At 64.7% G+C, this 22,918-nt stretch carries 22 protein-coding genes; 11 read left to right on the plus strand and 11 right to left on the minus strand.

The annotated features are described in order from the left end of the window. Positions 1 to 40: 40 nt before the first annotated feature. On the minus strand, positions 41 to 1,726 hold the full coding sequence (locus K408_RS0100315) for a methyl-accepting chemotaxis protein (protein WP_024337701.1): 1,686 nt from the start codon (positions 1,724 to 1,726) through the stop codon (positions 41 to 43). A 256-nt stretch (positions 1,727 to 1,982) separates the two neighbouring features. Between K408_RS0100315 and K408_RS0100320 the strand changes: the two genes are divergently transcribed. From K408_RS0100320 to K408_RS0100340, 5 genes are all read left to right on the plus strand, one after another. Continuing rightward, positions 1,983 to 3,026 carry a C-terminal binding protein gene (locus K408_RS0100320; protein WP_024337700.1) on the plus strand — a complete coding sequence of 348 codons (1,044 nt, stop codon included), beginning with the start codon at positions 1,983 to 1,985 and terminating at the stop codon, positions 3,024 to 3,026. Between the two features lie 83 nt (positions 3,027 to 3,109). Then, positions 3,110 to 4,459, plus strand: coding sequence for an ABC transporter substrate-binding protein (locus K408_RS0100325; RefSeq protein ID WP_024337699.1), 1,350 nt, complete (start codon positions 3,110 to 3,112; stop codon positions 4,457 to 4,459). A 121-nt stretch (positions 4,460 to 4,580) separates the two neighbouring features. Next, positions 4,581 to 5,537 (plus strand): carbohydrate ABC transporter permease, encoded by a 957-nt coding sequence (locus K408_RS0100330; protein WP_024337698.1) that lies wholly within the window; start codon positions 4,581 to 4,583, stop codon positions 5,535 to 5,537. Next, a complete protein-coding gene (locus K408_RS0100335; protein WP_024337697.1) occupies positions 5,530 to 6,429 on the plus strand; it encodes a carbohydrate ABC transporter permease in 900 nt (299 codons plus the stop codon). The genes K408_RS0100330 and K408_RS0100335 overlap by 8 nt, the downstream gene beginning before the upstream one ends. 132 nt (positions 6,430 to 6,561) lie before the next feature. Further along, a complete protein-coding gene (locus K408_RS0100340; RefSeq protein ID WP_024337696.1) occupies positions 6,562 to 7,917 on the plus strand; it encodes an esterase-like activity of phytase family protein in 1,356 nt (451 codons plus the stop codon). 55 nt (positions 7,918 to 7,972) lie between these two features. Here K408_RS0100340 and K408_RS0100345 read toward each other — a convergent pair whose 3' ends face one another. The 6 genes from K408_RS0100345 to K408_RS0100370 form a co-directional block, all read right to left on the minus strand. After that, positions 7,973 to 8,803, minus strand: a complete 831-nt coding sequence (locus K408_RS0100345) for a TonB family protein (protein ID WP_024337695.1) — start codon at positions 8,801 to 8,803, stop codon at positions 7,973 to 7,975. Further along, positions 8,803 to 9,243 (minus strand): TonB system transport protein ExbD, encoded by a 441-nt coding sequence (gene exbD / locus K408_RS0100350; protein WP_024337694.1) that lies wholly within the window; start codon positions 9,241 to 9,243, stop codon positions 8,803 to 8,805. The genes K408_RS0100345 and exbD overlap by 1 nt, the downstream gene beginning before the upstream one ends. A 4-nt stretch (positions 9,244 to 9,247) precedes the next feature. After that, entirely contained in the window at positions 9,248 to 10,024 is a 777-nt protein-coding gene (exbB, locus tag K408_RS0100355; RefSeq protein WP_024337693.1) for a tonB-system energizer ExbB, read from the minus strand. 27 nt (positions 10,025 to 10,051) lie between these two features. Next, positions 10,052 to 10,567 (minus strand): heme utilization cystosolic carrier protein HutX, encoded by a 516-nt coding sequence (gene hutX, locus K408_RS0100360; RefSeq protein ID WP_024337692.1) that lies wholly within the window; start codon positions 10,565 to 10,567, stop codon positions 10,052 to 10,054. A gap of 25 nt (positions 10,568 to 10,592) precedes the next feature. Next, the gene (hmuQ, locus tag K408_RS0100365; protein ID WP_024337691.1) at positions 10,593 to 10,928 is read right to left on the minus strand and encodes a heme-degrading protein HmuQ; all 336 of its coding nucleotides are present in this window, start codon (positions 10,926 to 10,928) and stop codon (positions 10,593 to 10,595) included. 98 nt (positions 10,929 to 11,026) lie between these two features. After that, positions 11,027 to 13,369: a TonB-dependent hemoglobin/transferrin/lactoferrin family receptor gene (locus tag K408_RS0100370; RefSeq protein WP_024337690.1), complete on the minus strand. Its 2,343-nt coding sequence runs from the start codon at positions 13,367 to 13,369 to the stop codon at positions 11,027 to 11,029. Between the two features lie 254 nt (positions 13,370 to 13,623). Between K408_RS0100370 and K408_RS43235 the strand changes: the two genes are divergently transcribed. From K408_RS43235 to K408_RS0100390, 4 genes are read left to right on the plus strand one after another with little or no spacing between them, the layout of a single operon-like run. After that, positions 13,624 to 13,830 carry a hemin uptake protein HemP gene (locus K408_RS43235; RefSeq protein WP_024337689.1) on the plus strand — a complete coding sequence of 69 codons (207 nt, stop codon included), beginning with the start codon at positions 13,624 to 13,626 and terminating at the stop codon, positions 13,828 to 13,830. A 6-nt stretch (positions 13,831 to 13,836) separates the two neighbouring features. After that, positions 13,837 to 14,787 (plus strand): heme/hemin ABC transporter substrate-binding protein, encoded by a 951-nt coding sequence (locus K408_RS0100380; RefSeq protein ID WP_024337688.1) that lies wholly within the window; start codon positions 13,837 to 13,839, stop codon positions 14,785 to 14,787. Continuing rightward, complete coding sequence (locus K408_RS0100385; protein WP_024337687.1) at positions 14,784 to 15,869, plus strand: FecCD family ABC transporter permease; 1,086 nt, start codon at positions 14,784 to 14,786, stop codon at positions 15,867 to 15,869. Before K408_RS0100380 ends, K408_RS0100385 begins: the two co-directional genes overlap by 4 nt. Then, positions 15,866 to 16,681, plus strand: a complete 816-nt coding sequence (locus K408_RS0100390) for a heme ABC transporter ATP-binding protein (RefSeq protein ID WP_024337686.1) — start codon at positions 15,866 to 15,868, stop codon at positions 16,679 to 16,681. The genes K408_RS0100385 and K408_RS0100390 overlap by 4 nt, the downstream gene beginning before the upstream one ends. Before the next feature lie 12 nt (positions 16,682 to 16,693). Here the strand turns inward: K408_RS0100390 and K408_RS0100395 are convergent, their stop codons facing one another. Next, positions 16,694 to 18,373: a mucoidy inhibitor MuiA family protein gene (locus tag K408_RS0100395; RefSeq protein WP_024337685.1), complete on the minus strand. Its 1,680-nt coding sequence runs from the start codon at positions 18,371 to 18,373 to the stop codon at positions 16,694 to 16,696. Between the two features lie 227 nt (positions 18,374 to 18,600). Further along, positions 18,601 to 19,812 carry an NnrS family protein gene (locus K408_RS0100400; RefSeq protein WP_024337684.1) on the minus strand — a complete coding sequence of 404 codons (1,212 nt, stop codon included), beginning with the start codon at positions 19,810 to 19,812 and terminating at the stop codon, positions 18,601 to 18,603. Between the two features lie 128 nt (positions 19,813 to 19,940). Between K408_RS0100400 and K408_RS0100405 the strand changes: the two genes are divergently transcribed. After that, positions 19,941 to 20,651: a Crp/Fnr family transcriptional regulator gene (locus K408_RS0100405; RefSeq protein ID WP_024337683.1), complete on the plus strand. Its 711-nt coding sequence runs from the start codon at positions 19,941 to 19,943 to the stop codon at positions 20,649 to 20,651. Between the two features lie 108 nt (positions 20,652 to 20,759). On the opposite strand, the gene K408_RS0100410 is transcribed toward K408_RS0100405, so the two are convergent. Both K408_RS0100410 and hemN read right to left on the minus strand, forming a co-directional pair. Beyond that, entirely contained in the window at positions 20,760 to 20,957 is a 198-nt protein-coding gene (locus K408_RS0100410; RefSeq protein ID WP_024337682.1) for a DUF1858 domain-containing protein, read from the minus strand. 184 nt (positions 20,958 to 21,141) lie between these two features. After that, positions 21,142 to 22,494 (minus strand): oxygen-independent coproporphyrinogen III oxidase, encoded by a 1,353-nt coding sequence (gene hemN / locus K408_RS0100415; RefSeq protein ID WP_024337681.1) that lies wholly within the window; start codon positions 22,492 to 22,494, stop codon positions 21,142 to 21,144. Positions 22,495 to 22,661: 167 nt separating this feature from the next. Between hemN and K408_RS0100420 the strand changes: the two genes are divergently transcribed. Further along, on the plus strand, positions 22,662 to 22,862 hold the full coding sequence (locus K408_RS0100420; protein WP_024337680.1) for a hypothetical protein: 201 nt from the start codon (positions 22,662 to 22,664) through the stop codon (positions 22,860 to 22,862). Positions 22,863 to 22,918: the final 56 nt, after the last annotated feature.

Here is a 22,918-nt window from a genome sequence, read left to right on the forward strand (position 1 = left end):
CGCCCCGGAATGACTGCCCGAGATGAGCTTGCGCGGCGAGTTACGCCGCCCGCACCTTGGCGAGGAAGTTGTCAACCGCCGAGCGCAGCGCGCCGGACTGGTTGTCCAGTTCGCGGGCGTTTGAGAGCACGTCGCTAGCAGCGCTCCCGGTCGCTTCCGCGGCCGAGGTCACGCTGCCGATATGGGCATTGATCTCGCTCGAGCCGGCCGCGACCGACTGGATGTTGCGGGCGATCTCGCGGGTCGCCTCCCCCTGCTGTTCGATCGATGCGGAAATGCCCGCGGTGATCTCGCTCATCTCGGCAATGGTCTGGGTGATGCCGCCGATCGCGGCGACAGCATCGCTGGTCGAGGTCTGCATCGCAGCAACTTGCGCAGAAATCTCCTCGGTCGCCTTCGCGGTCTGGTTGGCAAGCGCCTTGACCTCGGAGGCGACGACGGCGAAGCCGCGGCCGGACTCGCCGGCACGGGCCGCCTCGATGGTGGCGTTGAGCGCGAGCAGATTGGTCTGCGCCGCGATCGAGTGAATGAGCTTGACCACCTCGCCGATCTTCTCGGCGCCAGTGGAGAGCTCCTGCACCGTGGCGTTGGTGCGCTCCGCATCGTTGACGGCTCGGCTCGCAACTTCGGTCGAACGCGTGACCTGGCGGGAGATTTCCGCAACCGAGCTCGACAGCTCTTCGGCGGCCGCCGCGACGGTGCCGACGTTGCCGGAAGCCTTTTGCGAGGCCGCACCGACCGTCGCCGCACGCGACGAGGCGTCGCTGGCGGTCGCGGTCATCGACTGTGCCGTCGTCTGCATGCCGGCCGCGGCCGAGGAGACCGAGCGGACGATGCCGTTGACGCTGCGCTCGAAGTCGTTGGCGATCTCTTCCATCGCCTTGCGGCGTTCCGCCGCGGCGCGTTCCTGGGCATCGGCCTCGGTCTTCTCGAGGTCGCGGATGCGAACCGCATTGTCCTTGAAGATCTGGACGGTGGCCGCCATCGCGCCGACTTCATCGCCGCGGCCGACGCCGGGGATGTCACCGTCGAGCTTGCCGTCAGCGAGGTCCTTCATGCGGGCGCCGAGCATTGCGAGCGGCCGGCTGATGCTGCGCCCGAGCAGCCAGGCGACGCTGCCAGCAACGATCATGATGCCGAGCATGGCAAAGCCGAGAAGCCAGTAGACCGGGCCCATCTTGGCGTCGATATCGTCGAGATAGGCGCCGGTGCCGATATACATGTCGAAGCCAGGCACCGCGACCGCGTAGCCGATCTTGCGGATCAGCGTTTTCTGGCCGGGCTTGACGTAGTCGTAGTACAGCAGGATCGAGCCGTTGGCCTTGACGCCGTTCATCAGTTCCATGGACAGCTTGCGCCCGTTGGTCACGACATCCATGCGGTTCATGCCGATCTGCTTCGGGTCTGGCGCAAGCTGCGTGATGCCGTCATAGGACGTGCCGAACAGATAGCCGGAGCCATTGTCGTAGGTCATCGCGTTGCCGTAGCGGCGAAGGTCGGCGAGCGCGGCATCCTTGGTCAGTTCCCCGGCATCAACCCGCTTCTTCAGCGCCATCGCGTAATTGCGACCCATGTCGACGATCGACTTGGCCTGGTCGATGCGTGCGTTCACCATTTCCTGTTTCATCAGGTAGCCGGCGAGAACACCGGAGACGCAGAGGCCGAACAAGGTGACGCCGACAAGAATGCCGAGCTTCGGGGCGATCTTCAGATTGCTCAATTTCACGGATGGCTCCAGCAATATCGGGGTAAGCGGCACGCACGATCGATCAAAATCGAATCGATTCTTAGGGGGAGAGCCCTTAGCAAGTTACTTACGGGCCTCCGTAGAAGCCCGGACGCCACCGTCAGAACCGGCAATTTATCTCGGCGGCAACAACCTGGAATTGTACGCGAGCGCCCCGATTTCGCGTAAAAGACGCACAGGCCTGCCCGCGAAGGCGGGTCACAACAAGAACCGACAACCAAATCGGGAGCAGAAAATGCCGAAATACAGGGTGGTGACGCCGAAGGGTGCGAGCTTCACCGTCGCGGGCAGCGATTATTCCTACGAGCGCGAGGCGCTCGATCCGATCGATGCCGAGATCGTTGAGGCGCCCGCCGACGAGGCCGGGTTCATCGCCGCCGCGAAAAATGCCGACGCCATCTACGCCAAGGGCATCCCGATCACCAAGTCGATCATCGACGCGCTCGAAAGCTGCAAGGTCATCACGCTCGGCTCGGTCGGCGTCGACAGTGTGGACGTCAAGGCCGCCACCGCGCGCGGCATTCCCGTCACCAACATCCCGGACACCTTCATCGAGGAGGTCGCCGACCACGCCATGATGCTGCTGCTTGCAGGCTTCCGACGCCTAGTCGAGCAGGACAGGATGGTGCGTGACGGCCGTTGGGCCGAAGGCCGGCCGGCGCTGCTCAAGATCCCGAGGCTGATGGGCCAGACGCTCGGCTTCATCTCGTTCGGCCGCGTCGCGCGTGCGGTCGCGAAGCGTGCCGCGCCGTTCGGCCTGCGCATGATGGCCTACGATCCCTTCATCCAGGAAACGCTGATGTATGACCACGGCGTCATCCCGGCGACGCTGAACGAGGTGCTGTCGCAATCCGACTTTGTCTCGATGCACGCGCCCGCGAGGCCCGAAGTGCACCACATGCTGACCGAAAAGCACTTCCGGCAGATGAAGAAAGGCTCGATCTTCATCAACACCGGACGGGGCGCCACCGTGGACGAGGAGAGCCTGATCAAGGCCCTGCAAGAGGGGTGGATCGCCCACGCCGCCCTCGATGTGCTGGAGAAGGAACCGCCTTCGCACAACAACCCCCTGCTCGGCATGGAGAACGTGACCCTGACCGCCCACGTGGCCTCGGCCTCGGCACGGTTTGACGAGGCGCGCAAGCGCCGCGTGGGCTACGAATTGTCACTGGTGCTTCAGGGCATGTGGCCGGTAAGCTGCGTCAATCCGTCGGTGCTGCAAAACACCGCGCTCCGCCGCTGGCAACCTGTCAGCATGGACCGCGGCCCGAACAGCTAGGCGGCCGGCGCGAACGCGCAACGACCGAAACGGCCCTTCACCGGCGACCAACGCCGGGAAGGGAGACATCAAGGGAGGAACTGATGAGGAACGACATCACCCGTCGTGATGCTCTGGCGCTGGGCCTGTCCGCTGCAACGCTCGCGGCCACCGGTGCTGCAGCGCAACCAGCGCAATCGACGATCAAGGCCGCGGACGTTGCGGCACCGAAGCGAGAGATCGAGAAAGGTGCCACCCTGCGCATGCTGCGCCCGGTGCGCTTCGTCCAGGCCGACGAGGACGTGTTCCGCGCCAACGCCGCAAAATTCACCAAGGAGACCGGCGTCGAGGTCAAGGTCGACTTCGTCGGCTGGGAAGACATCAACCAGCAGACCGCGGTGACCGCCAATTCCGGCGCCGGCCCCGACATCATCATCGGTTTCTCCGATGCACCGCACATCTATATCGACAAGCTGATCGAGCTGACCGATGTCGCCGACTATGTCGGCAAGAAGTATGGAGGCTGGCTGCCGCTGGCGCAGCGCTATGGCAAGAAGAACAAGAGCAACGCCTGGATCGGACTGCCGTTCGGCGCCACCGCGGGGCCCCTGATCTACCGCAAGTCGATCCTGCAATCGGTCGGCTTCGACAAGGTGCCGGAGGACCATGCCGGAATCCTCGATTTGTGCCAGAAGCTGCACAAGGCCGGCAAACCGGCCGGCTTCGCACTGGGTAACGCCAAGGGCGACGGCAACGGCTTCGCGAACTGGGCGCTGTGGTCGCACAACGGCTCCCTGCTCGACGAGGAAGGCAACGTCGTCATCAACAGCAAGGAGACGATTGCCGCGCTGAACTGGGTCAAGAAGCTGTACCCGACCTTCATCGCCGGAACTCCCTCCTGGAACGACGTCAGCAACAATCGCGCCTATTCCTCGCAGGAGATCTCGCTGACCGCCAATGGCGTCTCGCTGTACTTCTCGCTGAAGAACGATCCGGCGACCAAGGCGATCGCCGACGACAGCGAGCATCAGTTGCTGCCCAAGGGCCTTGCGAAGATCTCGCCCATGGCAGGTCTGACGCTGAACGCCATGGTGTTCAAGCACAGCCAATATCCCAACGCGGCGAAGGCCTTCCTGCAATACATGCTGGAGAAGGACCAGTACGAGCCGTGGCTCAACGCCAACTCCGGCTACTGGTCCCAGCCGTTGGCCGCCTATGCCGAGGCCGCCGTGTGGTCGCAGGATCCCAAGGTGAAACTGTTCAAGGACACGATGAACAGCCCCTACTACGACGGCTACAAGGGCCCGATCTCGACGGCGACGGGCGCCGTCAGCGCAGACTACGTGCTGATCCAGATGTTCTCGGCCGTTGCCACCGGCACCGCCACGCCGGAGGCCGCGGCCGCAGAAGCCGAGCAACGCTGCAAGCGGTACTTCCGGCGGCAGAACCGTTAGGCGGCTGACCTGACGTCATTCCGGGATGGTGCGCAAGCAAAGCCCGGAATCTCGAGATTCCGGGGTTGGTGCTGCGCATCGCCCCGGAATGACCTTGGAGCCCTGAAAAGACAAAGGTCCGATGTCCATAACCGCTCTTTCAACGCATGGCGTAGCGGCCCGGCAGCCGAACTGGCTGGTGCGATTGTTCGACTACAAGCCGTTCCTGATCGTGATGTGCCTCGCGCCCGCGATCGGATTGCTGACGGTGTTCCTGACCTATCCGCTCGGTCTCGGCATCTGGCTCGCCTTCACCGACACCACGATCGGCCGCAGCGGCATCTATGTGGGGATCGAAAACTTCCAATACCTGCTCACCGACTCCCTGTGGTGGAACGCGGTGTTCTACAGCGTTCTCTACACGGCGGTCGCGACGTTCGGGAAGTTCGCGCTCGGCTTCTGGCTGGCGCTGCTGCTCAACAACCATTTTCCGTTCAAGAGCATCCTGCGCGCGATCATCCTGCTGCCCTGGATCGTGCCGACCGTGCTCTCGGCGCTGGCGTTCTGGTGGATCTACGATCCGCAGTTCTCGATCATCTCCTACCTGCTTGTCGACGTGCTGCATTGGCGCGACAGCAACGTCGACTTCCTCGGTTCGCCCTGGCCGGCGCGCTTCTCGCTGATCGCCGCCAATATCTGGCGCGGCATTCCCTTCGTCGCGATCTCGCTGCTGGCAGGACTGCAGACCATCTCGCCCTCGCTGTACGAGGCGGCGATGCTCGACGGCGCCAGCGCCTGGCAGCGCTTCCGCTACATTACGTTTCCGATGATGATGCCGATCCTCGCCATCGTCATGACGTTCTCGATCATCTTCACCTTCACCGACTTCCAGCTGGTCTATGCCATCACGCGCGGCGGCCCCGGCAACTCGACTCACCTGCTCGCAACACTGGCTTTCCAGCGGGGCATCGCCGGCGGCGAGCTCGGCGAAGGTGCAGCGATCGCGGTGTCCATGATACCGTTCCTGGTATTCGCGACGCTGTTCTCATATTTCGGCCTCGCGCGCCGCAAATGGCAGCAGGGAGAAAGCAATGACTGATAGTGCCGTCCAACCGGCCGTCGCGGACGCGAAGGCGGCGCCCGATACCATGGCCTGGGATTCCGGGCTGCGGCGGCTGATGATGATTTATCTGCCGCTCGGCTGCTTCGTGTTGATTCTTCTGTTCCCGTTCTACTGGATGGCGATCACGTCGTTCAAACCGAACGCGGAGCTGATGAATTACAAGGATCACAACCCGTTCTGGATCTCCTCGCCGACGCTGGCGCACATCAAGCATCTGCTGTTCAACACCGCCTATCCGCACTGGCTGTGGACGACGATGCTGGTGGCGATCGGATCGACCACGCTGTCGCTGGTCGCGAGCACGCTCGCGGCCTATGCCATTGAACGCTTGCGCTTCCGCGGCAGTCCCTATGTCGGCCTCGGCATCTACCTCGCCTATCTCGTGCCGCCGTCGATCCTGTTCATCCCGCTTGCGACCGTGGTGGTGCAGTTCGGCTTGTTCGACAGCCCGATGGCTCTGATCCTGGTCTATCCGACCTTCCTGGTGCCGTTCTGCACCTGGCTCCTGATCGGCTACTTCAAGTCGATCCCCTACGAGCTCGAGGAATGCGCGCTGGTCGACGGCGCCACACGGCTGCAGATCCTGCGGCGGATCACGCTGCCGCTCGCCGTGCCCGGATTGATCTCGGCCGGCATCTTCTCCTTCACGCTGTCCTGGAACGAGTTCATCTATGCGCTCGCCTTCATCCAGAGCGGCGCCAACAAGACCGTGCCGGTCGCGATCCTGACCGAGCTCGTCACCGGCGACGTCTACCAATGGGGCGCGCTGATGGCGGGCTCGCTGCTCGGCTCGCTGCCGGTCGCGATCTTCTACTCGCTCTTCGTGGATTACTACGTGTCCTCGCTGACCGGCGCGGTGAAGGAGTAGCTCGCGACTCGCTCGCCCCCCTCTCCACGTCCTTGCGGGGAGAGGGGGAGTGCGCTGCGGCGTTTGGCCCGGCTTCACAATACTGCAACACGCGAACCGCATAAGGCGTGCGTCCGCCAACAGGAGACGCACATGCGCGCGACCTTTCTCAGCACCGTCGCAACGATCATTCTCACCGCCAGCTCCGCGCTGGCGCAGAGCGAAGGCGAATTCCCGGCCAAGCTCGCCGGCCACGTGGTGATGCCGGCCGAAACGTTCATCGATGCACCGGCTGACGCACCCGCCGACCTCAAATCCGCAGGCAAATACACCAGCGGCAAGCGGGTCGACGCGCTCGGCACCGTGATGGGCAAGTCCTATGAGCGGCCGACCGGCGTCTCGCTGCCTTTCAAGGGCCAGCCGTTGCAGGGCCACTCCGGCATCAAGACCATGCCCGACGGCACGTTCTGGGTGATCACCGACAACGGCATGGGCGCCCGCGCCAACTCGCCGGACTCGATGCTCTACCTGAACCGCTACAAGATGGATTGGGCGAGCGGCAAGATCGAGCGGCTGGAGACCATCTTCCTGCACGATCCCGACAAGAAGGTTCCGTTCCGCATCCTGCATGAGGACACCCAGAAGCGCTATCTCACCGGCTCCGATTTCGACACCGAAGGTTTCCAGATCCTCGGCGATACCTTCTGGATCGGCGACGAGTTCGGTCCGTACATCCTGAAGGCGGACAAGACCGGCAAGATCCTCGGCGTGTTCGATACGGTTGCCGACGGCAAGCCGGTGCGCTCGCCGGACAATTGGGCGGTTGGAACGCCGGCCGCGCCGGGCGCGACCTACACCAACGTCAATCTCCGTCGCTCCAAGGGCTATGAGGGCTTTGCGTCCTCCAAGGACGGAAAATTCCTCTACGGCCTGCTCGAAGGACCGCTGTGGGACGGCGATAAAAAGGACTGGGAGAAGGTCGACGGCAAGGAAGCGGCCCGCATTCTCGAATTCGACGTCGCCGCCCAGAAATTCACTGGTCGCCATTGGCAGTATGTGTTCGAGCAGAACGGCAACGCCATCGGCGACTTCAACATGATCGATCAGGCCTCCGGCCTCATCATCGAACGCGATAACGGCGAGGGCACGTCCGACAAGGCCTGCCCGCAAGGCAAGCGCGGCGAGAATTGCTTTCCCGACCTGGCCAAGTTCAAGCGCATCTACAAGATCGAGCTTACCGACGCCAATGTCGGCAAGCCGGTGCGCAAGATCGGCTATATCGACCTGATGAAGATCAAGGATCCCGACAGGAAGGCGAGGAAGCCGCTCAACGACGGGGTCTACACCTTCCCGTTCTTCACCATCGAGAACGTCGATCGCGTCGACGATACCCACATCATCGTCGGCAACGACAACAACCTGCCGTTCTCTTCCAGCCGCGACCCCAACAAGGCCGACGACAACGAGTTCGTACTGCTCGAGGTCGCGGATTTCCTGAAGGCGAAGTAAAGCCCGTCTCCTTCAACTGTCATCGCCCGGCTTGACCGGGCGTGACAGCGGGGGACTACCTCACCGTAAATTCCACCGGAATCGCAAAGCTCATCGAGCCGTTCCTGATCTCATCCGGAAACGGCGGGAACGGCGCGGCCTGGCGTAGCATGGACATGGCCTGAGCATCGAAGGCCGCGACGCCCGATGAGCCGCCAAGGCGGCTCGAAGTCACCTGCCCGCTGCGGCTGATGGTGAAGCTGAGCCTTGCGACACCGCGCTGGCCGCCTCCGGCCGACGGATATTGATGGAAGCGCATCAGATGCGCACGGACTCGTTGATTATAGGATGCGATCGCGGAGGCCGTCGCACCCGCACTCATGGCGGAAGCCATCGGCGCCTCGCGCTCGGCGCGCGGTGGTGCGCTGGTACGCGGCGCCGGAGTTGCGTTGGACGGCTTCTTGGCCTCGCGGCGGATCACTTTCGGCTTCTCGAGCGCAGGTTTTTCGACAGGCACGATCGTTGCGGGCTCAGGCTTTGCTCGGGTCGGCTCCAGCTTCTGCTCGGGTGGGGCGACCACCTCCGGCGCTTCCTGCGGCGGCGTCGGCGCGATGGTCTCCTCGACAGCCTGCTGCTTCACGGCTTCGGGCGGCGATGCATCTGCCTCCTGCATCAGCGGCCCCGGCGCGACGTCATCCAGCGTCGGCTGCGGAGCCGAAGTCACCGGCGACATGTCGATCATGATCGCGGGCAGGCTGACGCCCTGCTCGGGCTGCGACTTGAGCCAGCTCGTGGCGAGCAGCGCGGCTGCCACATGCAGCACGACGATCACGACCGCCGAGCCCCCCCAGCGCGTGCCCTCGCGCTCGCCAAGCGGCTCGTGCAGGATGAAGGCGCTCGCGGCCATCAGCTTCGTCCGTCGAGGCCGACGAGAGCGACCTTGAGATAGCCGGCATTGCGCAGGCTGTTCATCACCTCCATCAGGTCGCCATAGGAGACGGCCTTGTCGGCGCGCAGATAGATGCGCTCGTCCTTGCGGCCCTTGGTGGCGGCATCGAGTGAAGCACTGAGCGTGTCGCGACCCACGATGTCCTCGCCCACGGCGATCGAAAGGTCCGGCTTCACGGTGACGAAGACCGGCTTGTCCGGCCGCGGCGCGGGCTGGGCGGCGGTCGCCGGCAGTTCGACGCCGATATCGACGGTCGCGAGCGGTGCGGCCACCATGAAGATGATCAGCAGCACCAGCATCACGTCGATGAACGGCGTGACGTTTATCTCGTGGGTGACGTCGAGATCGCTCCCGTCCCCGCGCGAGCCGAGCTTCGATGCCCCGAGCTTTGCGGCCATGGCCCTACTCCGCCGCCCGCGCCAGACGGAAATGGCCGTGGTCGCGCCCGCGGCTCACCAGGAGCATGAGCTGCGCCGAGGCGTCCGCAAGCAGGGCACGGTAATTGGCAATGCCGCGGACGAGGTGATTGTAGATCACGACCGCCGGGATCGCGGCGACGAGCCCAAGCGCGGTGGCAAGCAGCGCCTCCGCAATGCCGGGCGCGACGACCGCAAGGCTGGTGGTGTGGCTCTCGGAGATGCCGATGAAGGCGTTCATGATGCCCCAGACGGTGCCGAACAGGCCAACGAACGGCGCGACGGCGCCGATGGTCGCGAGCACACCGGTGCCGCGCGCAATCTGCCTCGACATGGCTGCCTCCACCCGCTCGAGCCGCAGTGCCACACGCTCCTGGAGGCCGTCGTCAAGGATGCCACCGGAGAGCTCCGCTTCCCTGGCGCAGGACCGGATCAACTGGGCGACCGCGTCGCGCGCGTCGCCGGCCCGCGCGGACGCCTCGGCCAACGTCATGTTGCCTTCGAGCGCGCGCGTCCGCTGCAAGGCGAGCGAGCCCTTGCGGCGCAGCTCGATGGTCTTCGCCAGCCAAACCGTCCATGTCGCCAGCGAGGCGATGGCGAGCCCGACCATCACGACCTTCACGACGATGTCGGCACCGACGAACATGCCCCAAGGCGACAGATTGCGCGGCAAGAGCGCCTCGTCGATGGCGAAGGCAGGTGCCGGCGCTAGCGCCAGCACGATGGTTAGGATCACGTGCCGAAGCCTGACAATGCTCTGCATCCTGATCTCCCGACAGGTTGAAGCAGTTCACGCCGCGGGCGCGGCCGCGATTTGGTCCGCAAGCTGGCGAAACCGCACCAATTGATCCGCCCGCAGCGCCCGGGTCCCATCGCGTCCGACGAAGACCTTGAACATGATGCCACCGTCCGCGTTCACGAACGCTACGAATGCCGACGTCTTGCCCATGAACGGCCGCTCGACGAAGGCTACGGCCGCGCAGCGCTCGTGGCGCAGATGGCCGTGCAGGCCCTTGGGCTGCATCAGGTTGAAATAGCCGCGGCCGATCTCACCCGCCGGAATTCCACCTGTGAACTCGAAGATCGCATCGTCCGTGTGAACGATCAGCGTGACCTCGCCCCATTGTGCGATGTCCTGCATGACGGCGGCGAAATGTTCGCCGCCTCCCATGCGCACCATGGAGGGCGGCAGCGCTTCGATCACCGCGCGCGGGGTGACGCTGCGCTCGCGCGCGACATCCTCGATCACCGCACCGGGATTGTCGGCCATATACGCCTTGAGGTCGGCGAGATCGGTGCTCAGCATGTCTGGCTCTCCTCAACCAGCCGCCTCAGGCAGCCGCGCTCGCCTTGCGCTCGGTCATGATGACCTCGAACCCCTCGAACTTGGGGTGGCCGAGATAGAGGCTTTCGCCGGTCTTGTTGTCGGCGCGCGCATGGGCGCGGCGGAATTCCTCCGAGCGCGTCCAGGCCTCGAAAGCCGCCTTGTCGACCCACACCGTGTGCGAGGAATAGAGCGTGTGGTCCTCGGCGACCGGCCCCTTGAGCAGATGAAATTCGACGAAGCCCGCCATGCCGCCGAGATAGGACTCCCGGGTCCGCCAGACGGTCTCGAAAGCGGCTTCCTGGCCGGGCTTCACCTGAAAGCGATTCATTGCGATGAACATGCAGGTCTCTCCTTGCTATCAAGTCGAAAACGCGCCGAAGCCGCACTGGAGCATCAGCGCGGCCCGGCGGAGGTTGTGGTGCTGCGGCGCCTTCAGGCTTACGCACCTCCAAAGTGGATCTTCATTCCGGCCTTGTAGACTCTGCCCGGTCCCGGGCTTGACCACAGCACGTCGTTCTGCGACGTGCCGTCGGTCGAGCTGCCCGGAATGGCGTAAGGCCGGTAGTACTGGTTCAAGAGATTGTCGATCGAGGCCGTAAACACGATGTCCCTGGTCGCGTTGTAGGTCAGGTACAGGTTGACCAGTTCGTATCCCGTTGAAGGCAGATAGCCGGCCGGCACATCGTTGTTGGCGCCGAACGAAGCCCACTGCGCCGTCAGGATCAGCGTGCGATCGAGCAGGCGTACGCCGCCAGTCGTAACGACCTTGCGCGGAGTGATGGTGGCCAGGCCGATATTGGTGGCGACGTTCTTGCCCTGGATATAGTGACCGGCAACACCAATGAACCAGCTTCCGGCATCATACATCGTCTCCGCCTCGAAGCCCTGGATGCGGGCGTTGGCGATGTTCTGGTACTGGTAGTACTGGCTGAACGAGCCGAACGGCGGCACCGGCGTCGGCGCCGAAGCGACGAGATCGATGTAGTCGCTGACGTCGTTGCGGAACAGATTGATCTTGCCGCGGAACGAGTCGTTGGCGCTGAAGATGTTGTCGAACTTCAGGTTGAAGCCGACCTCCTTGTTCTTGCCCACCTCCGGACGCAGGTTCGGGTTGGGCAGGAAGCAGAACAGGCCGACGGTGCCATCGGGACATGGGAAGAAGGCAGGTCCGCCACCGGTCGCATGCGCGCCGGAGATCACCGTCTCGGTGATCGACGGAGCACGATAGCCCTCGGCGTAGCTCACATAGGGCTGGAAGCCCGGAACCGGCGTCACGCCGAGGGTAATCTTCGGCGAGAAGCGGTCACCACCGGCGTGCGTATTGCCGGAGTCCAGGTCATAGCGGTCGTAGCGGACCGCGCTCACCGCTTCGAACCAGTTGCTGTAGTTCTGCTTCAACTGCATGAAACCGCCGGACACGGTACGGATGCCGCTCGGCGTGGTGATGTTGGAATTTCCGCGGCTGTCGGTCGTGATCACGTCGTCCTGAAAGGCATCGACACCCCAAGTGACCGCATTGCGCCAGTCGCCCACGTTGAAGCGCGTGGTATTGTTGACGTCGATGCCGTAGGTGTTGAGCACATAGCCGCGCGTGTCGCCGACACAGCCCGAGATGTTGTTGCCGAAATTTCCGGCGCCGCAATAGGCCGCGCCCGAGGTCGAGTAGTGATAGGTCTTGGTCTGGTCGTTGTCGACGCGATTGCCGTAGAGCGACATGTGCCAGTCGAACAGATTGTCGCTGGGCAGCGAATAGTTCCACGTAACAGTGCCGGTGTAGTTCTTCGTGTCGGAAGCATAGACCGACGAGCCCTGATAGAGGGCGCGCTGTGCCGCCGTTGCGACCGGGCCGCGATTGAACTGGCCGACATCGTACTGAAAGTCCTGGAAGACGGCGCCGAACTTCACCTCATGGCCGAGGGCGGGCCGCACGGTGAGCTTCATCAACCCGGATTCGACCTGATTGCCGGTGTTGCCGATCTCGGTGCCGTTGCCGTCCTTGTAGTTGCCTTGGGTCCGATAGACCGCGCCACCGAAGATGTCGACGTCCGGCGTTGCGCGCACGCCGCCGAACACGGAGCCCAGGCCGCGATTGTTGTTTGATCCGTAAGAGCCCGAGAGATCGACGCCCCAGCGCTCGCCGGGACGCAGCACGTCATTGATGTCCTTGGTACGGAACGAGACCAAGCCGCCGATCGCACCCGAGCCATAGATGTTGGCGGTCGGGCCGCGCACCACATCGACGCCGCCGATCAGTTCAGGATCGAGGAAGAAGGAGCCGTTGGCATTATGGCCGGTGCGCTGGTAGTTCTGCCGCGCGCCGTCGACGACGACCGCGACGCGGCCGAAGTCCTGCAAGCCGCGGATGTTGACGACGGTCGCGGGATCGTCACCGCGCTCCTGGAACGACACGCCTGGCACGGCATAGAAGATGCCCGACAGCCGGTTCGGCTGGATGCCCTGAATCTGGTCGAGCGAAATCGAGCTGACCGGCGCCAGCGCGTCGATTGCGCGCTCCTTGGTCTTGGTCGCGGCAACCGTGATGGTGTCGAGCACCTGAACGGGCGCAGCGGCGCCCACCTGAGCGCGGGCGTTCATCACCTCGGGCGTTGCCTGCTGCGCCACTTGCGGCTTGCGCTTGGCCTGCTTCGGCCTTTCCGACGACCCGTCTTCCGCTGGCCGAGAGGCAGTCTGCGCGAGACTGCCCTCCGCCATCACCGCCGCAATTGAAACCACCGACGCGCCGAAAATCAGGGCGCGCGAATACCTAGCCCCGCCAGCCATATCAGCCCCAGCCTGCACTTCACCTTAGTTTTGGAGTCTTTGGCTGGCGTGCGTTCGCAACGCGAACGACTGGCTGGCTGAAAGCCGCGGGTAAGTTACCCGCTGCCGCAACTGGTAACTTGGCAACACTCTGACGGTCAATGACGTCGCGTTGCAGTTTATATCGATTGTAAATTGCCGCCGTTGGAATGCGCCTCGCGCCGCTTGTACAAAGCAGCACGCATCTGAAAATTTCGAAAGCGCATCACAGCACAATGTCAGCAACATCGGGAGACAGCAGCGGCGTCGCGGCAGGGCCGGCGGGAAGCCCTTCTGCGACAACGAGAACCCTCACGATGCGAGGGAGCCGGATCGACAGCCGTGAGCTGTTCGCGGCCGAACGCGAGATCATCATCGCGCATGGCGACGACAGCTATCGCCTGCGCCTCACGTCGCAGAACAAGCTGATCCTGACGAAGTAAACTGCAATGGCATTTTGTCGCACCCTTGCAAGCGTCGCACTTTCCTGCACGTTCGCGCTCGTGTCCGGTGCGCATGCCGCCGGTATCATCGTGCATGATGCGCGCAATCGCGACATCGCCGTCAACGACTTCGCGCGCACGGTCTCGATCGGTGGCGCCATCACCGAGATCCTCTATGCGCTCGGATTGGAGAACCGGCTGGTCGGTGTCGACACCACGAGCCTCTATCCGCCAGCGGCGCTGCACGACAAACCGAACGTCGGCTACATGCGCCAGATCTCCGCGGAGGGCGTGCTGGGGCTCAACCCCACGCTGATCCTGGCAGTCCAGGGATCGGGCCCGCGCGAGACCATGGAGATCCTGGAGGCGGCAAAGGTGCCGCTGGTGCTGGTGCCCGAGACTTTCTCCGAGGACGGCCTGATCGAGAAGATCAAGCTGGTCGGCCATGCCATGGGCGTCGACGAGCGAGCCGAATGCCTGAGCGCCGCGGTCGCGGCCGATCTTGCGCAACTCCGCGCGCTGCGCGCCAAGGTGACGAAGCCGGTCCGCGTGATGTTCGTGATGTCGCTCCAGAACGGGCGGGCGATGGTTGCCGGCCACAAGACTGCGGCCGACGAGATTATCCAGCTCGCCGGCGCTGCCAACGCCGTCGACGATTACGACGGTTACAAGATCATCGGCGACGAGGCCATCGTGGCCGGAAAGCCCGACGTCGTGCTGTCGATCGAGCGCGGCAAGGATTCGCTCCAGGCCGAAGCGATCTATGCCCATCCCGGATTCGCACTGACGCCGGTTGCGGCCAACAAGAGCTTCGTCAGCATGGACGGGCTCTATCTGCTCGGCTTCGGGCCGCGGACGGCAGCCGCGGCACGCGATCTCTCGGTCAAACTCTACCCGGCGTTGGCAGACCGGGGCACCTTCACGTCGGCTCTGTCAGCCGCGAACTGCCGCCAATGAGCGTGGCTGTCGGGATCGCACAACGGAGCCCGCGACGAAGCGGCGGACGGCGGTCTGCTTCGTTCGCGATCTCCCTTCTGCTCGTGGTGCTGTTGCTCGCCGCAATCGTCGCGCTGACGGTCGGTGCCGCCGGCATCCCCCTCTCCCGCCTGCCTGCCGCGCTCGGGATTGCCGGCGAGAACACTGCCATGACCGCCCGCGACCAGCTCGTGCTGTGGTCGATCCGCATCCCCCGGATCGCCGCGACCGCGATGATCGGCGGTCTGCTCGCGGCGGCCGGCGCGATCATGCAGGGGCTGTTTCGCAACCCGCTTGCCGATCCGGCCCTGGTCGGCGTTTCCAGCGGCGGCGCGCTCGCGGCCGCAAGCGCGATCGTCTTCACCGATTCGCGCTTCGGCGAGGCGGTGCGCTTTCTTCAGGCCGAGCTGTTGCCGCTCGCGGCCTTCGCAGGCTCGCTGGCGACCACCGCAATTCTCTACGGCATCTCCAGCCGCTCGGGGCGGACCTCGATCGCAGTATTCCTGCTCGCCGGCGTCGCCATCACCGCCATCGCCAATGCCGGCATCGGCCTGCTCGTCTTCATCGCCGACGATCGTCAGCTCCGCGACATCACGTTCTGGATGCTCGGCTCGATGAGCGGCGCGACGTGGACCAAGGCCGCCGTGCTCGCGCCGGTCCTCGTCATCGGACTCGCAGCTTGCGCCTTCATCGCGCGCGGTCTCGATCTGCTGGTGCTCGGCGAGGCCGACGCCTTTCACGGCGGGGTCGACGTCGAGCGTCTGAAGCGGATCTCGATCGTCATGGTTTCCGCCATGACCGGCGTTGCCGTGTCGATCAGCGGCGTCATCGGCTTCGTCGGCATCGTCGTGCCGCACCTGCTCCGCCTCGTGATCGGGCCGGCGCATCGGCTGCTGCTGCCGGCCTCGGTGCTGCTCGGCGCGGTCCTCATGGTCGGCGCCGACACGCTGGCGCGCACCATCGTGGCCCCGGCCGAGATGCCGATCGGTATCCTGACCGCGGCCGTCGGCGCGCCCGTCTTTCTCTTCATCCTGCTGCGCCAGCGCGGGCTCACCGCGCTATGACCGTCGTAATCGAGGCGCGACACCTGAGCAAGCGCGCCGGCCGGGCGACGCTGCTCGATGGCGCCAGCCTGACGGTGGCAGAGGGTGAAATGGTCGCCATCATCGGCCCGAACGGGGCCGGCAAGTCGACGCTGCTGCGGCTGCTTTCCGGCGATCTCCGCCCGAGCGCAGGCGAGGTGCGCCTGATGCAGCGCGACATCGGCAGCTTCACGCCGCGCGAGCTTGCCGCGCGACGCGCGATGCTCTCTCAACACATCAACGTCACCTTCCCGTTCACGGTCGAGGAGGTCGTGCTGATGGGAGCAGGCGAGCGCAGCCTTCGTGATGCCGCGCCGCTCGTCGACGCCGCACTGGACGAAGTCGGCCTCGCACATTTCCGCGAACGGCAATTGCCGACGCTGTCGGGCGGCGAGCAGCAGCGCGCCCATTTCGCCCGCGTGCTGGTGCAACTCGCCTGCGGCGAGGCCGAGCATGGGCCTGGGCTGCTGCTGCTGGACGAGCCGACCTCAAGCCTCGATCTGCGTCACCAGATCGACCTCGTCGAAGCGGCGCGCCGCCGCGCAGCCGCCGGCACCGCCGTGATCGCGATCCTGCACGATCTCAATCTCGCGATCCGCTTCGCCGACCGCCTCGTCGTGCTGGCCGGCGGCAAGCTCGCCGCCGACGGGCCGCGCGCGGAGATTGTCACACGCGAGACCATCCGGGATATCTTCGAGATCGATGCCGTCGTGGATCAGGACGGCGGCGGAGTGCCTTTCGTGCTGCCGCAATCGATGCGGGCGGCGCCTCACCTCTCCCTCCGGGAGAGGTGAGGACACAACGACCTAACCTGCCGGCACGATGACCACGCTCTTGTCTTTCGGCCAGCGGATGCGCCAGGCGAAGTTGATGTCCTTGATCTCGCCGGGCTTGGCGTCGAACGACCATTCCAGCACACCGCGCTTGTCGCGGATGTTGGTTGCGGTGGGCTGAGTGCTCGAGGGCAGCATCTCGACCACGATGTCCTCGTTCTCGCTGACCGGCAGCTGATCCTCGATCGCCACCTTGATCGGGAAGTCATGGCCATTGCGGATCGTGGTCCTGAACGAGCGCTCGTCGGTCTTCGACGTCGTCACCAGGAGACCTGCCGAGCCTTCGTTTCGCTTGAGCACGGCCCGCTGGATTTTGACCTTCTCGTCGGCGCCGAAGCCGAGGCGCACGATGTCGTCCCTGGCGGACGCCGTGATCTTGCCGCGGCCGACGAAGATGCCGTCGCGGTAGATCGCGACCTTGCCGGGCAGCAGGGTCGTGTCATCGGTCTGCTTGAAGCTGGCTTCGAGGAAGGCGGTCGGGTCGAGCACCGGTGCCGCGCGCACTGCGAGATCGGCGGGAACATTCATCGAGGCGATACGGAGGCTCTTGGCGCCCTCGGCGGCGCCGAGGCTGACGCGGCCCGGAATTTTGAAGGTGGCCTGGAAATCGCCGATCTCGGCGACGGCCTGTTGCTCGTCGGCGCGCTCGCGCGACTCGGCCGCCTCGGCGATCTTGGCCATCGACGGCGATTGCGCCTGGCGCGTCATCGGAGCCGGCCGCGCCAGATCGGACGCCGTGCCGAGCGCCAGCGGCTTGGGGACTTGCGGATATTGCGCAACCAGCGAGTTCAGCTCCGGAGCACTGCCGCCGCGGCTGATGCGGACCGTGGAGACGCCAAGTGTCACGTTGGACCAGTCCTCACCGGTCGACTGCGTGACCTCCGCACGGCGCACCAGTTCGAGCTGCGGCTTACGGTCCTTGGCTCCGGTGTCGAGCCGGGCATCGTAAAGCGGCGTCCAGCGTGCGCTACGCACCGTGTAGGTCACGCGCAGCGTCGCCTTGGTCGGGGCGGCCGAGGCGACATCGATCCGCACTTCCAGCTTGTTTGGCGGCTTGGCCGAGCGCTCGGCCTCCAGCTGCGCGATCTGACGATCGAGTTCGCGCTGTTTTCGCGTGGCCTCGCGGATGGTGGTGTCCGCGATCGCGACCTCCTCCCCGACCGCCGCAAAGGCGGCGCGCCACTCGGTGATCGGCCTCGCCTCGCCCTTGTCGCCAAGTCCGGCGGGAGAGGTTTCGGCGAAATGCTGCGCGAATTTGCGTCGCGCTGCGGCCGATTCGATTGCGCCTTGCAGGTCCGCGCGCTGGTCCTTCAGCGCTTCGATACGCTTGTCGAGTTCGGGCAGATTGACCGGCGGCGCCGCCTTCGGCGGCCGCGCATCGATCGTGCCGATGGTGAGCTTGGCACCCGCCTCGCCTTCGACGCGGAGGGACGACGGATCTAGCGAGAGCGGAAAATCCCTTACGACCAGCGTCGAGTCACCGGAGACGAGATCCAAGGAAATGACGCGGGTGACGGTGGCCCCGTCGGGATAGACGGTGACCGTGTCGATCGCCGAATTGGTATCCACGTTCGCCGCCCACGATCCAGATGCGACGGCAAAGGTCACGAGGACCAAGCTCGTGGTTGCCAACCATTTTGCGGTGATGCGCATAAAGTCCCTCCTGCCAGCACCACCGCGCTTCCAGCCGGGCGCGCGCGATGAAATGCCTCGCCATCGTGATTGGACGCGGCAGGGAAGGAACTGGTTCGATTGAGGCTTCGGTGGGACGCCGCTAAGGCGGCCCCGTGACCGCTGAACGCTTTGCCCGGCGGCCTTCAAGGCCAGGGGCGAGACGCGGTGAAACCGGCTGAAATCCCCGCGGCGTCGGTAGCATGGGCTCAGCGTGCCGGCGACGGCACGCCCATGACGGCCAGAGCGCGCCGGGGACGACCGGCCAGCAACGGACCGAAGGCAATCGCGAAGCCAAGGAACGCAACGATCCAGCCGCAGGCAGCGATTTGCAGCAGCGCATCGCCGTGCGCAGGCCACATCACGGCAGCGACCCGGGTCAGAGCCGCGATCACGATCGCAGCATAGATTCCCTGGATTGCCGGCGAAGCCGTCAAGGCCTGTCCGGTATGGCCGAGGCTCGCGCGGGTCATCACCGCGAGCGTCATGGTTCCCGCCGCACCCGCCATCCAGGCGTGGATGCCGGCGCTTGGCGGCAGCTCACCGAAACCGGCGATGGCATTGAGGACAAAGCCCAACGGCACGAAGGAATAGCCGACATGCAGGATCACGAGCAGCCGCTCGCGGGAGGTGCGATCACCGGCCCAGCGCGCAAGCCGCACCACATGCAGTCCGCCGACGAGTGCCATCAGGATGCCCGTGACGGCATTCAATGGCGCCACGATCCACGTGATGAGCGCGAGCGCACTGCATCCGATCACTGCTCCGTCGAAGCGTCCGAACGGCACGGGCAGGCGGCCGGGATTGAACTTGACCAGCCAGTTGCGGGTGAAGCTCGGAATGATGCGGCCGCCGATCAACGCGATCAACAGAACGACCACGCTGATGCCGACGCGGATGCTGACGTCGGCCGCTCCCGCGTAATGCGCTTCGACATGAAAGGCGATGTTGCCTGCGAGCAGAGCGAGCACCAGCCCCACTACCGGCAGGTTGCGCCAATTGCCGCCCGCGATGATCTCGCGCGTCGCGGCGGCGACGACCAATGCGAGGAAGGCGGCATCGACGAGCAGCGCAAATGTCCAGCCTGTATTCGCCGACACCGTCACAACGACACGCCCGGCGAGCCAGACCGCCAGCAGCACGCCCAATGGCGTACCCTGGATCGGCAGCCGCCCTGTCCAGTTCGGGATGGCCGTGAACAGAAATCCGGTGATCACGGCGGGCAGGAAGCCATAAAGCATCTCGTGGATGTGCCAGTCGCGCGGCGCGAATGCGGAACTCACCGACAATTCGCCATAGAACATCGGCAGCCAGGCCAGGATCGACAGCGCTGCCTGGATGGCGGCAAGCAGGAAAAAGGGCCTAAAGCTGTTCGCAAACAGCGGCCAGCCCGCAAAATTGCGGGATCGAGCGCCAGCCATGGGTCAACTCCAGTAGATTCAGATCGTTGATTGGAAAAATACCGCCATCCGGTCGGCCCGTTTTGCGCTAACGCAAACTACCTGACGGTTGCAGGTGCCATCACACTCCCGAGCGCCAAGGAGACAGAATGGCCAAGGTCGACACATCGCTGGTTGCGCATTTGCCGCTGTTTGCCGGAGTGACGCCGGACGCCCTCGATGAGATCCTGCGTGAGGCCCGCTCGGCACGCTATCCCAAGAACACCGCCATCTTCGAGCAGGGCGCCGACGCACAGTCCTTCTTCCTGCTGCTGCACGGCCATGTCCGTGCGGCCAAGACCACGCCGACCGGCGAGCAGATCGTGGTCCGCTATGTCGGGCCCGGCGAAACGTTCGGGCTCGCGATGGCAATCGGAGCCGCGCGTTACCCGGCAACGGCGATGGCGGTCGATGACAGCGTGGTGCTGATCTGGCCGACCTCGGCCTGGCCGCGCCTGGTCGAGCGGTTTCCGGCGCTCGCCGCCAACACACTCCAGACCGTCGGTGCGCGCCTGCAGGAAAGCCACACCCGCATCCTGGAAATGTCGACCAAGCAGGTCGAGCAACGCGTCGCGCACGCGCTGCTCCGTCTCGCCAAGCAATCCGGCAAGAAACTCGACCATGGCATCGAGATCGACTTTCCGATCAGCCGCCAGGACATTGCGCAGATGACCGGCACCACGCTGCACACCGTCAGCCGCATCCTGAGTGGCTGGGAGAGCCAGGGCCTCGTCGAAAGCGGGCGTCAGCGCATCATCCTGCGCGAGCCGCACAAGATCGTCGTGCTGGCGGAGCGGAGCGCCGACAGCGGCGCGGCCTGAGAGCCGAAGCATCCCCTCCCCAAGCCTTGGTGAGGGGCGCTTCCGCGTACGGCGAAAGCGCTTCCTCATCCGGGAACCCGCGCGCGCCCGCACGAATTCCAGACCGGCTCACGCCGGCACGCAATCGCTCAATGCGGCGAGGAATTTTTCGCGGTCGATGCCATGCTCGCGGCAGGCGTCATCCACGGTGTGGAAGGTCGCGATCGGACAGCCGACACAAGCCATCCTGAAGGCGAGAAACACGCGAATCGTGTGCGGCGCCGTTTGCATGATGTCATCGACCAGATCGTCAAATCCGAAGGACATGGACAACTCCGTTCCCGGCTGACGATAGCGGCGTGGGCGGAAGTCTCTTTGTTGAAGCGCAAGCTGGCTTGTCATTCCGGGGTGCGCGAAGCGCGAACCCGGAATGCACCGTGCTGTGGATGACGTGGAACAATGGACTACGGGCTCGCACCAAGGGTGCGCAGGGAATGACGGGCGAGAGACCCTACACCGCGCGGCTATGCAGCTGCTTTCCCGGATCCAGATGCGCGTCGAATGCAGCAGCGACGCTGCGCACCAGGAAGCGCGAATCCTTGGCGACAGCGAGCCTGTCGCCGTCCAGCCTCACCACGCCGTCGGAGATCAGCGGCTTCAGACGCGCCGCCGATTTCAGCATCGCGCCTGGCTCCGCGCCATGGCGCGCGCAGATGTCGCCGAGATCGGCACTGAACTCGCACATGATGCGTTCGATGATGTCGGCGCGCAACCGGTCGTCGTCGGTGAGCCCGTAGCCCTTCGCGGTGGCGAGGCGGCCAGCGGCGATGCTCTGCGCATAGGCGCCGATCTGCACCTCGTTCTGGACATAGCCCTGCGGCAGATGTCCGATCGCGCTCGCGCCAAAGCCGAGCAGAGTTTCGCTCGTGTCGGTGGTGTAGCCCTGAAAATTTCGCCGCAGCGTCCGCTGCTCGTACGCCACCGCCATGGAATCACCGGGACGCGCGAAATGATCGAGCCCGATCTGCACGTAGCCGGCCTCCTTCAGCGCATTCGCGATCGCGCAGGCCTGGTCGTGGCGCGCAAGGCCGTCGGGCAGCACGGCCGCGTTGATCATGCGCTGGTGCTTCTTGAAATCAGGCACGTGAGCATAGCCGAACACAGAGAAGCGGTCGGGCGCGAGCGCGAGGCTGCGCCGCACCGTATCCAGACACGAAGCTACCGTCTGGTGCGGCAACCCGTAGATCAAGTCGAAATTGATTCCCTCGATGCCGGCGCGGCGGAGCATCTCGACCACGGCAGCCGTCTGCTCGAAGCTCTGCACCCGGTTGATTGCCCGCTGCACGACGGGATCGAAGCTCTGGACGCCCAGGCTCGCACGGTTGACGCCCGAGAGCCGCATGGCCTCGACCATGTCCGCCGTCAAGGTACGCGGATCGATCTCGACCGCGATTTCGGCCGAAGGCAGCACGAAGAATTTCTGGCGCATCACCGCCATCAGTTCGGCGAAGGCCTCCGGTGCCATGATCGTCGGCGTGCCGCCGCCGAAATGAATGTGCTCGACCTTGATGCGACGGCCGATGGTCTCGGCGGCAAGCCCGATCTCGCGAAGCAGCGTCCGCTGATAGCCGACGATGAGCTCGTCACGACGGACGATCTGGGTATGACAGCCGCAGTACCAGCACATCTCCCGGCAGAACGGCACGTGCAGGTAAAGTGACGCGCTGGCCCCCGCCGGCAGCTCCGCCAACCACCGGGCGTACGTCTCCGGACCGATCGCCGACGTAAAGTGCGGTGCGGTCGGGTAGCTCGTGTAGCGCGGGAGACGTTCCTCGCCGTAGATCGCCGCAAGATCAGCTCTCATATCTTACCCATTCGTAAATTCCCGCCGCGAGCATAGATCGCGGCAAATCACGGAATGAGTTCAATTAACCCGGATGCGCGGAAGCGACTTTGCGGTGGCGCAAAGCGGAACGGCCGGTTCCCGGGGATGATTGGGGCCATTCTGCGCAGCCATCCGGAGCGTCTGCCATGAGGCTTTTTGCACTCGAACTCATTCTCTCCCTGCTCGACGTCCGCGGTCATATCCCGCGTTTCGACGACTTCCGTCCGGCTCCGGCCACACCGGCCACTGCCGGCATCGTGCGCGCGCTGGCCGCCGCGATTGCCGTCTTCGCCGTGTTGTCGCTGGCGATCTGGGGAACGGTCTGGCTTGCCGTGCAGCTCATCTAATAAGTTGCGCTACGACGGTCGGTCGCATGGACCACGCACCGCAACGGTCGCAGGCC

It is taken from the genome of Bradyrhizobium sp. in8p8 (assembly GCF_000426845.1).
Taxonomy (GTDB): Bacteria; Pseudomonadota; Alphaproteobacteria; order Rhizobiales; family Xanthobacteraceae; genus Bradyrhizobium; species Bradyrhizobium japonicum_C.